Below are 12,167 nucleotides of genomic sequence, written 5' to 3' on the forward strand. Positions count from 1 at the left end.
TCGCCCCGTGCCGAGAAAGGTTTGCAACCGGTCGGAGAGGGTCGATACTGTTTTTCCGCCCCGCCTCCGATCCCGAGAAACACAAGGGCCGTCAGCAGCGCGGAGCGACGCATCGGGACTCCCGGGCCGTTTCCCGCGCACCTGGGTCACAGGCAAGGAAAGAAATTTGGAAAGGCACTCCCCCGCCCGCGTGGGCCGCGGGCGCACCTGGGCGAAGGCCATCCTCCTGGGCGAACACTCTGTCGTGTACGGGCATCCCGCCGTAGCCGTGCCGCTGCACGACCTGCCGATGCACGCAACAGCAACGCCCGTTCCCGGCCCCTCGTGGCTGGACAGTCTCGGCCACCGAGGCCCCATGGACCAGGCCGACCCACGGTTCGCCTGCGTCGTGAGGGCCTTCGAAGCAGCCCGGGAATTCTCGGGATGCCCCACACAGTCCTTCGAGATCACCACACGCAGCGACATCCCCCACGAAGGCGGCCTGGGTTCCTCCGCAGCCGCGGCGGGCGCGATCATTCGTGCCGTCCTGCACGCCTGTCGGCGCGACGCCTCCACCGACGAGCTGTTCACACTGACGCAGCTGGCCGAGCAAGTGGCGCACGGAAAACCGTCCGGGCTGGATGCGGCGACAACCAGTTCTCCCCACCCCATACGTTTCCAGGGTGGTCGAATGCACCCCCTCACCCAGCGCATCGAACAAGCACACCTGGTCATCGCAGATTCGGGCATCCACGGCAGCACCCGTCAGGCCGTCGGTGGCCTGCGAGCACGCTATGAGGAGAACACCAGAACCATCGGGCCGCTCATCGACGAACTCGGCGTGCTCGCGCAGACGGCTGTGACCGCCCTGGGTGACGGTGATGCTCCCGCTCTCGGTGCGGCCATGGACCGGGCACACACGGTGCTGGCGAAACTCGACCTGAGCCTGCCGATCCTGGATGAGCTCACCGCCTCGGCCCGCCGGGCGGGGGCGCTGGGCGCCAAACTCACTGGCGGTGGACTTGGTGGGTGCGTGATCGCCCTGGCTGATGGCGCACAGGCCGCGGATCGCGTCCGTGCCGCCCTGGAGCACTCGGGCGCATCTGCGACATGGATTCACAGGATGCCCGTCAGCGAGGTAAACGAATGACCCTCACCGCGACAGCCAGCGCGAACACCAACATCGCCCTGATCAAGTACTGGGGCAAAGCAGACGAGTCGCTGACGATCCCTGCCACATCAAGCCTGTCACTCACCCTTGGCGGAACGCGGACCACCACCACGGTCTCCTTCGACGGCGGCACAGGAGACGAGGACGCGGTCACCATCAACGGCGCTCCTCCCGGCGGGACGGCCCGGGAGCGGGTTATCCGGTTCCTCGACCTCGTGCGCTCCCGGGTGGGCATGACGATCCGGGCGAGCGTCACATCCTCCTCCACCGTGCCGCTTGCAGCCGGCCTGGCGAGTTCAGCAGCGGGTTTCGCCGCGCTCGCCGCGGCCGCCACGCGCGCGGTGGGCATGTGCCTGGACGAGCGTGCGCTGTCTCGGCTCGCCCGGCGCGGCTCCGGATCGGCCACCCGCTCGATCTTCGGCGGTCTGGTGCTGTGGAACGCCGGCGTCGACGACGAAACCTCCTACGCCGAACCCGTGAGCTGCGATCTGGACCTGGCCATGGTCGTCGTCGTTGTCTCGGCGGGACGTAAAACCATCAGCAGCACACAGGCCATGCGCCACACCATGCGTACCTCACCGCTCTATCCGGCCTGGGTCGAGGCCAGCCGCGAGGACCTGCAAGGTGCGCTGGAAGCGGTGCGCGCCCGCGACCTGCCACGTCTGGGTGAGGTCGTCGAGGCCAACGCCCTAGGAATGCACGCCACGATGATCGCGGCGCGCCCCTCTGTCGTGTACTGGCTGCCGGAAACACTCGATGTGGTGCACACGGTCCGCATCATGCGTGACGAAGGGTTCCCCGTCTGGGCCACCATCGACGCGGGCCCGAACGTGAAGGTCCTCACCGCCGGAAAGGATGCCGATCGGGTCGCGGCGGTTCTCCGGGACCGCATCCCCGGTGCGGCGACCTCGGTCAGGTACCCGGGCGGCGGTGTGCGCATCGAGGAGGCCACCACATGATCTCGGTGAGTGCGCCCGGAAAGCTCTACATAGCCGGCGAGTACGCCGTAGTCGAGCCCGGCCACCACGCGGTGCTGGTCGCGATCGATCGCTTCATCACCGTCCGCGTCACGCTCGCTGAGCACGCGGGCCGCATCATCTCCGATCTGTACGCGGCGCGCTCCTTGACGTGGCATCGACGTCTCGAGGACGACGTGTTGGAGGTCGAGGAACAGTTCGACGACTACGTGGTCTCGGCCATCCGCGTTGTCGAGCAGATGGTGCGCGAAGCGGGCGGCACGATGCAGTTTTTCGACCTGGAGGTCTCCAGCGAGCTGGGCGACGACAACGGACGCAAGCTCGGCCTGGGCTCCTCCTCGGCGGTGACTGTGGCGACGGTACGGGCCGTGGCTGGTTTCTACGGCCTTCCCCTGGACGACTTGGCCGTGTACAAACTGGCCCTGCTGGCCAGCTATGCCGTGCAGCCCATCGGCTCCGGCGGCGACATCGCCGCCAGCACGTTCACCGGATGGGTTGGCTACACCTCCCCTGACCGCGACTGGCTACGCGAGGAAACCGAGAAAAAGAATGCGCCAGACGGCCTGACTCGGCTGGTGACCAGGCAGTGGCCGCTGCTGGAGATCCGTCGCCTACCAGCCCCTGACCTAAGGCTTCGCGTGGGATGGACCGGCGCCCCTGCGTCCACCCCCGGCCTGGTCGCGAACGTCCAGGCGGGTGCACACAGGAGCGACGACGCAGCCTACGCGGCTTTCCTGCGCGGCAGTGAGGACTGTCTGGATCATCTGATGTGTGCCTTTGAGGACAACGACCCGACCGGATTCATGCACCAGATCGAGGAGAACCGGCGGCTTCTCCTCGATCTCAGCCGCACCAGCGGGATCACCATCGAAACCCTTCAGTTGCGGCGCCTCGTGGAGATCGCCCAGGAACACGGGGCTGTGGCCAAGAGTTCCGGCGCCGGGGGCGGGGACTGCGGAATCGCTTTGTGCTCGCCCGAAACGAACACTGCCGCCCTGTGCGCCGCCTGGGAGCAAGCAGGCATCCAGGCCCTCGATCTGTCAGTCCATGTCTACCCCGAGGTCACCCCATGATCACCGATCACGACACCCCGGAACACGCTTCCCGGAAAGACGAGCACCTTCACCTGGCCGTTCGCCTGCACGACAGGGACCGGCCCAACGCCTTCGACGACGTCTCCTTCATCCACCACGCCCTGCCCGGCACCTCCGTCGATTCGACCGATCCGAGCACCACGGTGTTCGGTGTCCGCTGGGATGTCCCTTTCTACATCAATGCGATGACCGGTGGTACCCGGGCTACGACGAAGGTCAACGCCAGCCTGGCCGGGGCCGCCGCCGACGCAGGAGTGGCGATTGCCTGCGGCTCGCAGCACATCGCCTTGCGGGATCCCGGGCGCGCGGAAGGTTTCCGCATCATCCGCCGTGAGGCCCCACGCGCATTCGTGCTGGCCAATGTCGGCCCGACGGTCACCCCGGAGGATGCGGTGCGTGCCGTCGAGATGCTCGAGGCCAATGCCCTGCAGATCCATCTCAATGTGGCTCAGGAACTGGTCATGCCTGAGGGGGATCAGGATTTCCGTGACTGGCCCGAACGGATCGCGGCCATCGTCGCGGCGGTGCCCGTTCCCGTCGTCGCCAAAGAGGTGGGGTTCGGTCTTTCCCGCCACACAATGACGATGCTGGAGCGCACAGGCGTCGCTGCCGTCGACGTGGCGGGTGCAGGCGGCACGGACTTCATCGCCATCGAGAACGAGCGGCGCCCCCGCCGGGACTACTCGTACCTGACCGGCTGGGGACAGTCGGCGGTGTTATGTCTGCTGGATGCGCTGTGGAGGGATGAACCCACCAGTCTGCCGGTGCTCGCCTCCGGGGGGGTGCGCACTCCGCTGGACGTCGTGCGTTGCCTCGCACTGGGGGCGCGCGCCGTCGGCGTCTCGGGTCATTTCCTGCGCACCCTGGTCACAAAAGGGCCGGATGATCTTCGGGTCGAGCTCACCACCTGGATCGACCACGTGCGCACGCTCATGACCCTGCTGGGAGCAGTCGAAGTCGATCAGCTGCGCACAACGGACCTGCTGGTGACAGGAGAAACCGCCGAGCGAGCGCGCCTGCTGGGCGTTGATCTGACGCAGCTCACCCACCGTTCACGACACTGAGCCTCAGCCGGAACCGCCCTGCGCCCGCCCCCACACCACGGTTTCGACACGAGCCGCTCCTTCGTCGCAGCCCGTCCCAACCGGTTTCATGGAGATCTGATCCAGTTCACGCGAGGGCGGCCAGGGCGCTGACGATTCCGGGAGCCGCATAGAGCGTCATGAACTGCACGCCATAGGACACGCCGAGCCGATTGAGCGCCCCACACACCACACCGACGAGCAGAACCCCGAACATGTTCGGGACGCCAGCGTCGATGTAGGCCAGCAGCAGGATGAAGACCATGAACAGCGTCAGGACCGCCTCGTGCGGGATGCGTCGCATGACGAAGTAGGTGATCTGCGATGACCAGCGGACCGCGATCACATAGGTGATCACGACCGATATCAGCGCGCCCACGGCGACTGCGATGACGAATCCGGGCAGCTGCAACCGGTGGTGAAGATTGTTGTCCAGATCGTGGATCGGGGGCGCGTTGAACAACGGGCCCGCAGGTCCCGCAGACACCCCGGAGACAGGGATACCGAGGGCCACGAGCGGAATGATGACGCCGGCAAGATAGGTGGAGTGCGTCAATGAGCTCATCACGGTCACTGCGCGTTGCGCGCGACGCACAGGGTCCTTCTGACGAGCCACCGATGCCTCGCCGAGCAGGAAAGTCAGACCGACGGGGCTGAGCACGAACAGTGGCGTCGAGAGGGCAGCCATGAGGGTGCTCCACCTGCCCTCGGAACGAGAGATCATGCGGCCCGGCATCAGTGCCTGCGACTCGAACCCGGAGCGCAGGAGGGTCGTCCTGGTCCTGCTTCCGTGCGGCAGCGCCGCGCGGCGTTTGGCATTGAGCAGCTCGAGCAGGGTGATGAGCATGGGCCCCACCGTGATCCCGAGAAAGAAGGAAATGTTGACGTTGCTCTTCTCGCCGATGATGTTGGCCGAGCGATACAGCGTGGGGAGTGCCTGGAACATGAGGGCCAGCGGAATGATCGCCACCAGAGCGAGGATCCGGTTGGTACCGAGCAGCGCCAACAGCACCGTTCCTGCAGCGAGTATCACCGGGGTCTGGGCCTTGATGGGGTCGGCTATGGGCGCCAGCAGCCCCGCCAGAATGAAGCTGAGGGGAATGGAGACCACGGTTCCGATGGCGGAGCCCACCGCCATTTTCCGGATCGTGTCGGATGCCAGGCCCTTGTCGCGCAGGAAAACAGAATGTTCCATCAGCGGGGCCGACATCACCCCACCCGGCAGGCCGACCAGCGCGGTGGGAATGCCGTTCATCAGGTTGAGCGTCACCACCGCAGAAACGAAGAAGGCGAGTACCACTTCCGGCGGGGCGCCAGACAACACGACAGCCAGGGTGATGGGCGCAAGGACGCTCGTCTCGTCGGTTCCGGGAATGAAACCGATGAAGGTGTAGATCACGACGGCACCAAGCACCGCCAGCAGCATCATGCCGATGAGATCCGGGGTCACTTAGCACCGTCCTCGCCAGTGTCGACGGAGACCATCTCATCGACGATCGCAACCTCCCGTTTGGGGGTCACGAGGAAACAGTTCACAGCGAAACCGATGACCGATGCCCCCAATCCCCAGTAGAGCGTCTGCCCACCGGCGCTCGAGGCAACCAGAACCGCCGCGACGGCGCAGATCGCGGACACCACCAGACAGACAATCAGATCCTTGGGTGAGACGAGATCGTTCCACACCTCGATGTTGCGACCTTCCAGGTCTTCGGGTCCGGCTTCGGGCATATCGCGCACGGTCGGTCATGGTATTCCAAATCCCTCAAGCCCACCATTCATGGCTCGCCGCGGTTCCATCGGATTGATCGCTTCTCCAAACGACCGGTACACGTTACGTTTTCTCAGGGAGTAGACGGTCAGCGTCATGGACGAGCCTTTCCAGCACTTCGATCACCTGCAACCTGCGGCTACCCGTCACTGGAGCAAGTCCCAGCACGTCGGCCAGCCAAATACCGTCGACGGCGAATCGGACAGCGGCTGCGACCCCTGGAGGGACGCCGTCCCGATCAAGCCGGGCCTGCCAATCGGCATAACGTTCACGCAGGGACTCCAACGCCTCAGGGCTGACCACGGTCGCAGCGAGCAGCGCTGCCACCGACTTCGTCGCCGGCCCGTCAGGGTGTTCAGCCGAGCGCAGGTAGGTCTTTGTCGCAGCGCCAGGTTCCTCCCCCGCTGCGGCGATCAGCTCTTCGAAAGCAGAGACATAGCGGGTCACGAGCCCTTCAATGAGAGCCTTCTTCGATGCGAAGTGGTAGAACAGGCCACCCTTACTGATCCCCGCTTCCCGCGCCACCGATGCAATCGTGAGTGCGTCGCCACCGTCGCGCACAAGAATGCGACCAGCCGCATCGAGAATGGCATCACGTGACGCCTGCGCCTTGTCACCCATGACTTCCCCTTCCGCCGATGTCCGGTCACGCTACAGCACAAGAGAAAAAACCGGACGTCCGGTGCAGTATCATGGAAGTATGATCACCATCCCCGAGAGGACCCCCGCCACCGCAGCCCTTCTCGACGCCTACACAAAACACGCCGCGAAGGGACTCCTCGTCGTCACCGATCTCGGCCTGCTCGCTTACTGGACGTTGACTGCCGCCGGCGTGATCTCGGTGGGTACAGGCAATGTCCTGTTGGCCTGGAATTGGTCTTTTCTACCCTTGGACCTGGTTGCGGTCACGAAGGGGCTGACATGGTCACTGCTACCCATCAGGCATCGCTGGTCGACGCCGCTGTTCCTGTGCGCCCTGGCCCTCACCTTCTCAGCGGGCCTGTTGGCCATCAGTTTTTTTGCACTGTGGGGCACATGGGCTCCCTCGTGGTGGCTGGTGAACCTCTGGCTGACACTTATGCCAGTAGGACTACTCCTCACTTCCACGTTGTGTCGCCACAGGACGGCATCGCCATGACCAAAAGAGGAGCGGCATTGATCAGAAGAACACCTCCGGAATAAAGCCAAACGGCTGACGCATCCCCCGAGGCAACCTCAGTACCGCTCCGGACTGGAAGACCTCTAAGCTGTGGAGCGGATCTGAGGCAACCGCAGGAGCAGCCATGACGAGCATCGCCGGAAAGGAACCGTCCGCATGGGAAGCAAAGTTCCCCCTGATCCGGGAGCTCGTCGCATACCAGGAGACGGCGTGGTTCAACCCCGGAGTCAGATCTGGCAACGCCGCACTGACGGGGCTGGGTCTCACGGTTGCCGACATAGATGACGCGGCGGCCTGCCTGAGGCGCTTCGCCCCCTACATCGCACAGGTTTTCCCCGAAACCCGGCTTTCTGCAGGAATCATCGAGTCCCCCCTGTACGCGGTTCCGTTCATGCAGGCCGCAATCGAACGTCGAGAAGGCATCCAAATACCTGGGAGGCTCTGGGTGAAGATGGATGCCGAGCTGCCGGTCTCCGGTTCGATCAAGGCCCGCGGGGGGATCTACGAGGTACTGCACCACGCGGAGTGGATCGCCCTCGACGCGGGGCTGATCACCCACGACTCCGATTATCGGGAGCTGGACTCAGCGGAAGCCCGTGAGCTGTTCTCCGAGCACTCGATAGCGGTCGGTTCCACCGGAAACCTTGGCCTGTCCATCGGGATCATGGGCGCTCGTCTCGGCTTTAAGGTCACCGTTCACATGTCCTCCGATGCCCGTGCCTGGAAGAAGGAGATGCTTCACAGGCATGGCGTCGAGGTGGTGGAATACGACTCCGACTACTCGGTGGCGGTGTCCACGGGCCGCAAACAGGCCAGAGCCGATCCGTCGATGCACTTCGTCGACGACGAGAACTCCACCACCCTGTTTCTCGGATACGCGGTTGCAGGGCGGCGCCTGGCCGGCCAGCTCCAGGCCCTCGACGTCCCCGTGGACGAAGAGCATCCACTCTTTGTGTACCTGCCGTGCGGGGTGGGCGGTGGCCCCGGGGGAATCACCTTTGGCCTCAAAACTATCTTCGGCGACGCCGTCCATGCGGTTTTCGCGGAACCAACCCACTCCCCCAGCATGCTGCTCGGTGTACGAACCGGCCTCCACGACGCAGTCTGTGTGCAGGACTTCGGGATCGACAACGTCACGAATGCGGACGGTCTGGCCGTCGGTCGCCCGTCGGGTTTCGTCGGCAGGTCCTTGGAGCACGCCATCGACGGCTACTACACAGTCAGCGAGGAAAATCTCTACCGCTATCTCACGCTCCTCCGGGAAACCGAGGGCCTGAAGGTGGAGCCCTCCGCCGTCGCCGGCTTCCTCGGTCCGCAGCGCGTCCTGGCCGATCCTGCTTATCTGAAACGCACCAAGGTGACGCCGAAAACGCTCACGAACGCGACCCATCTGGCCTGGGCAACGGGCGGATCGATGGTGCCGTCGAATGAGATGAACGACTATTTCCGCAAGGGGGTCGAACTGCTACTGGAGTTCTGAGAGGATCACCAGGAATTCAGGACATGATAAGGCCTCCGGGGCCGTTGAGGTTCCCCGGAGGCCTTACACATATCAGGCTTAGTTGTTTCCGGTGATCTTGTCCTTGACCTCTTCAACCTTGTCTGCGACACCGCTCGCGACGTCACCAAGCTTCTCCTTGGCGCTGTCGACGATCTCGCCAAGGCCGCCCTTCACGCGATCCTTCTGCCCATCAGCGCGGAGGTCCTCGTTGCCGACGGCTTCACCCACGCTTTCCTTGGCCTTGCCGACGGTCTCCTGAAATTTGTCACCGATTCCCATTGCATCCTCCTATAGGTGTTGTTTGCATTGGTATCGGCCACCACCGTACAGGACGTTCTGCACCCACCAAAGGTTTACTATGGCGTGTTCAACCGAGGAAATCGCTGCGCACGATCGCCATGACCACGGTCCTACCCCAAGGCCGCCGCTCAAGCAAGGCGGCCCATACCAGGACCTAGGAACCCGAAACGCCCTACTCCCCGCCGCCGTCGCGGTCCAGCATCACTTCACACCCCAACCGATTCACCCGCCGTGCATAGGCCAGTCGGTCCTCCAGGGCCAGGAACTCATCCGCCATGAGACCGTCGAGGAGCAGGACCGCCAGTCCGTGAACACTCGCCCACAGGGCTGTCTCATGCTCACGGATGGCGTGTTCGCCGAATCTGATCCGTGCGAGTCTGCCGAGTTCGTCGTAGGTTCGCCTGCTGGCCACCTGGATCCCCGGAAACCTTGCAGGATCGCACATGTCACGGCGGAACATGATCCTGAACACCCCCGGATTGGTCAGCGCAAACTCGACGTAGGCGTTCCCGGAAGCCTCCGCCACCGTCCTGAGGTCCTCGGTCTCCGCCAGGTCGTGAGCTTCGCACAGCCGGTTGGCCAGCTCGTCAAATCCCGCCTCGATGAGGGCGGCGAGGATTGCCTCGCGGTTGGCGAAGTAATGGTAGGGAGCCTGATGAGTACAGCCGGCGCGACGTGCCACCTCCCGCATGCTGAGCGCATCGGGTCCCCCCTCATCCAACAGTTCTCGACTGATGCGCAGCAGGTCATCGCGCAGGCTACCCGCCCCACTGGCTCTCGACCTACCTGGCTCTCTCCTGGTCATGGGCCAAGCCTACGCCACACTTGACAGCGTCAAGGAATTCGTTAAGCTGCCACCTGACACTGTCAAGTAAATTGGGAGCAAGAATGTACGATGCCATCGTCATCGGATCAGGAATAGGCGGCCTGAGCGCCGCCAAGCTGCTGGCTCGGATCGCGGGCAAACGGGTTCTCGTGCTGGAGAAGCACACTGAACCGGGTGGACAAACACACACGTTCCGCCGCGATGGTGCTTCCTGGGACGTCGGGGTGCACTACATCGGGCAGGTCGGACCAGGCAGTCAGCTGCGCGCGTATTTCGACTACCTCTCGGACGGCGAACTGGCATGGAACCGCCTGCCGGATGCCTACGACCGTTTCGTCTACCCGGGCATCGACTTCTCCGCCTCTTCCAATCCCGTGGAGTACCAGCAGAAACTCATCGATACCTTTCCCACCGAGGTCCGGGCCATCCGCCGTTATTTCCGCGATATTCGCAGTGCCAACAGGTGGGTCACCCTTGGCTTCGCCAAGAACATGGTTCCCCGCCCCATCGCGCCGCTGCTGCACGGCATTCAGCGGATATCCGGCCGGACGGCGCTCGGGACCACGGAACACTATCTGAAAAAGCACTTCCGTTCCCCCGAGCTCCGGGCTCTGCTGGCCAGCCAGTGGGGCGACTACGGGTTGCCGCCCTCGCGCAGCGCCTTCGCCAAGCATGCGTTGATCGTCGACCACTACTTGAACGGCGGGTGGTTCCCCGCAGGCGGCAGCGCACGGATAGCTCGCACTTTCGAAAAGAGCATCGAGCAGGCCGGTGGCGCGGTTCGGGTGGCCCAAGATGTTCAAGAGATCCTCGTAGAAAACGGGAGGGCGGTCGGGGTCCGGGTGCTCGACCGCCGGGGCCCCGTCACCCAGGAACGAATCCATCGCGCACCAGTGGTGATCTCGAACGCGGGCGCTCCCGTGACCTTTTTCAACCTGCTACCAACCGACGGCCCGGTGGGGGCGGCCACCGCCGCCCTGCGCGACGCGATCCGGCAGATCGGGACCGGCACCTCAGCCGTCATCGTTTACCTGGGTTTGCGAGACGACCCTCGCAGCATCGGGGGGACCGGTGGGAACGTGTGGGTCAGCAGGGACCTCGATCACGACGACCTCCCGAGCCAGTCCGATGCGCTGTTGTCCGGGTCGCCCCGGAATGCCTTCGTCTCGTTCTCGTCGGTGAAGTCGGGAGAGACGCACCACACCGCGGAGATCATCTCCTTCGTCGACGCCGATGCGTTTGCGGCGTGGCGCAACACCCCCCGGGGTAATCGCGGCGCCGACTACTCCGCTCTCAAGCGGCGGATCGGGAGCGGCCTGATCGACCTAGCGGAAACCGCCATTCCCGGATTGAAAGACCTGGTCGACTACGTGGAGGTATCCACCCCCCTGACGGTCGAGCACTACACATCACATCCACAGGGAGCCTTCTACGGTCTCCCCAGCACCCCGGAGCGCTACCGCTTCTCGTTCGGGCCGGTCACACCCGTGGAGGGGTTGTATCTATCGGGTCAGGATGCGGGTAGCTGCGGGGTCGCAGGTGCGATGATGGGTGGCGTCGTGGCAGCCTGTCAGATCCTGGGGCCCAAGGGGTTCACGGAAATCCGTGCGGCCATCGCTTCCGGTCCCGAGGCTGGAAGTTCGTCCGAATGGCCGCTACCCGAGGGCAAGCATCGCGCCACGCTGGTGACCAAACAGCGCCTGACCGACAGCATCTGGGAGGTCTGCTTCGAGGTGGATGAGGAGGTCGGGGACTGGGCTCCTGGCCAGTTCGCCCGGATTCACGTCGGCAACAACGCCTGGCGGGACTACTCCATCGCGGGCATCGAGGGAAATCAGGTGCGGTTCCTGATCAGCACCCGGACCCGCGGGCAGGGGTCGCGGTTCGTTGAGACCGCCGAGCCCGGGACCCGCACCACGGTTGAGCTTCCGCTGGGCCAGTTCACCGCGACCCCGTCTGATCGTCGCCGGGTCTTTGTCGCCACCGGGACCGGGTTGGCGCCGTTCCTGCCGATGTTCGCCACCCCGGAACGCAAGGATGACGACATCTTGATCTTCGGTTGCCGCACCGGCGAGGATGACCTAACCTCTCTGCTGCCCGACCCAACACCGACGGTGTTGCGCTGCATCAGCCGGGAGGACGTCGACGGCGCCCTGCACGGTCGGGTGACCGACACCCTGGAAACCCTGGACTTCGACCCCGCTGAAACCGAGTTCTACCTGTGCGGATCGTCGGCGATGGTCGCGGACGGTATGGCGCTGCTGGAACGCCGGGACGCGAAGCACCTGTTCACGGAACCGTACTGACGTA

At 64.4% G+C, this 12,167-nt stretch carries 12 protein-coding genes; 7 read left to right on the forward strand and 5 right to left on the reverse strand.

Annotated elements, in window-relative coordinates:
• Positions 1–166: 166 nt before the first annotated feature.
• The 4 genes from mvk to fni are packed head-to-tail and all read left to right on the forward strand — an operon-like array spanning position 167 to position 4,285.
• Positions 167–1,129: a mevalonate kinase gene (gene mvk, locus V7R84_RS05910; RefSeq protein ID WP_338573055.1), complete on the forward strand. Its 963-nt coding sequence runs from the start codon at positions 167–169 to the stop codon at positions 1,127–1,129.
• Positions 1,126–2,109 carry a diphosphomevalonate decarboxylase gene (gene mvaD / locus V7R84_RS05915; RefSeq protein WP_338573057.1) on the forward strand — a complete coding sequence of 328 codons (984 nt, stop codon included), beginning with the start codon at positions 1,126–1,128 and terminating at the stop codon, positions 2,107–2,109. The genes mvk and mvaD overlap by 4 nt, the downstream gene beginning before the upstream one ends.
• On the forward strand, positions 2,106–3,200 hold the full coding sequence (locus V7R84_RS05920) for a phosphomevalonate kinase (protein WP_338573059.1): 1,095 nt from the start codon (positions 2,106–2,108) through the stop codon (positions 3,198–3,200). The genes mvaD and V7R84_RS05920 overlap by 4 nt, the downstream gene beginning before the upstream one ends.
• Positions 3,197–4,285 (forward strand): type 2 isopentenyl-diphosphate Delta-isomerase, encoded by a 1,089-nt coding sequence (gene fni, locus V7R84_RS05925; protein WP_338573061.1) that lies wholly within the window; start codon positions 3,197–3,199, stop codon positions 4,283–4,285. Before V7R84_RS05920 ends, fni begins: the two co-directional genes overlap by 4 nt.
• Positions 4,286–4,391: 106 nt before the next feature.
• On the opposite strand, the gene V7R84_RS05930 is transcribed toward fni, so the two are convergent.
• From V7R84_RS05930 to V7R84_RS05940, 3 genes are all read right to left on the reverse strand, one after another.
• Positions 4,392–5,753 (reverse strand): tripartite tricarboxylate transporter permease, encoded by a 1,362-nt coding sequence (locus tag V7R84_RS05930; protein WP_338573064.1) that lies wholly within the window; start codon positions 5,751–5,753, stop codon positions 4,392–4,394.
• Positions 5,750–6,031 (reverse strand): hypothetical protein, encoded by a 282-nt coding sequence (locus V7R84_RS05935; protein WP_338573846.1) that lies wholly within the window; start codon positions 6,029–6,031, stop codon positions 5,750–5,752. The genes V7R84_RS05930 and V7R84_RS05935 overlap by 4 nt, the downstream gene beginning before the upstream one ends.
• A 103-nt stretch (positions 6,032–6,134) precedes the next feature.
• The gene (locus V7R84_RS05940) at positions 6,135–6,692 is read right to left on the reverse strand and encodes a TetR/AcrR family transcriptional regulator (RefSeq protein ID WP_338573067.1); all 558 of its coding nucleotides are present in this window, start codon (positions 6,690–6,692) and stop codon (positions 6,135–6,137) included.
• Between the two features lie 79 nt (positions 6,693–6,771).
• On the opposite strand from V7R84_RS05940, the gene V7R84_RS05945 reads away from it, so the two are divergent.
• Together V7R84_RS05945 and V7R84_RS05950 are read left to right on the forward strand one after the other, a co-directional pair.
• On the forward strand, positions 6,772–7,209 hold the full coding sequence (locus V7R84_RS05945; protein ID WP_338573070.1) for a DUF5360 family protein: 438 nt from the start codon (positions 6,772–6,774) through the stop codon (positions 7,207–7,209).
• Positions 7,210–7,354: 145 nt separating this feature from the next.
• Positions 7,355–8,710 (forward strand): D-serine ammonia-lyase, encoded by a 1,356-nt coding sequence (locus tag V7R84_RS05950; RefSeq protein WP_338573072.1) that lies wholly within the window; start codon positions 7,355–7,357, stop codon positions 8,708–8,710.
• A 78-nt stretch (positions 8,711–8,788) separates the two neighbouring features.
• Here the strand turns inward: V7R84_RS05950 and V7R84_RS05955 are convergent, their stop codons facing one another.
• Both V7R84_RS05955 and V7R84_RS05960 read right to left on the reverse strand, forming a co-directional pair.
• The gene (locus V7R84_RS05955; RefSeq protein ID WP_338573076.1) at positions 8,789–9,010 is read right to left on the reverse strand and encodes a hypothetical protein; all 222 of its coding nucleotides are present in this window, start codon (positions 9,008–9,010) and stop codon (positions 8,789–8,791) included.
• 193 nt (positions 9,011–9,203) lie between these two features.
• On the reverse strand, positions 9,204–9,836 hold the full coding sequence (locus tag V7R84_RS05960; protein ID WP_338573079.1) for a TetR/AcrR family transcriptional regulator: 633 nt from the start codon (positions 9,834–9,836) through the stop codon (positions 9,204–9,206).
• Between the two features lie 83 nt (positions 9,837–9,919).
• Here V7R84_RS05960 and V7R84_RS05965 point away from each other — a divergent pair, with 83 nt between their 5' ends.
• Positions 9,920–12,163, forward strand: a complete 2,244-nt coding sequence (locus V7R84_RS05965) for an FAD-dependent oxidoreductase (RefSeq protein ID WP_338573081.1) — start codon at positions 9,920–9,922, stop codon at positions 12,161–12,163.
• The last annotated feature ends 4 nt before the right edge of the window (positions 12,164–12,167 follow it).

The organism is Arachnia propionica (assembly GCF_037055325.1).
In the GTDB taxonomy this organism is placed as follows: domain Bacteria; phylum Actinomycetota; class Actinomycetes; order Propionibacteriales; family Propionibacteriaceae; genus Arachnia.